This window comes from Dellaglioa sp. CoH-57-MRSF-20 (assembly GCF_056781955.1).
Genome location: NZ_JBXAXV010000187.1, coordinates 1 through 344 on the forward strand (window position 1 = coordinate 1; position 344 = coordinate 344).

Annotated in this window: 1 protein-coding gene; it reads left to right on the forward strand. The window is 56.1% G+C overall.

Annotated elements, in window-relative coordinates; all coding sequences use genetic code 11:
* Positions 1-344 (forward strand): RNA ligase (locus AC1RPN_RS08720; protein ID WP_481763796.1); only part of this gene is annotated, 344 nt, incomplete at both ends.

A 344-nucleotide genomic window follows, 5' to 3' on the forward strand; every position in this document is an offset into this window, starting at 1 on the left:
CGGTTCGAGCGTTCGAGCGCGAGGTTCCCAAAAACATCGCAGATTTTGCGCGTGTGGTTGCGGCCTCGGACCATACGGCCACCTTCGAATTCGTGGACCCTGAAAGTCAGGTGGTGGTTCGTTACGATCGGCCGTCCATCACGCTGCTGCACGTTCGGGACAACAGGACCGGCGAATATGTGATGATGAATCCGTTTCACCACGTGTGGAACATGATTCATGAGCGACGTATACCGGTAGCTCCGAACCGCATCCACGAAATGACGCTGGAGCAGGCGCTAGCTTCGCTCGAAAGCATGGAGGATGCGGAGGGCTATGTCTTTCAGTTTGACGATGGCGACATG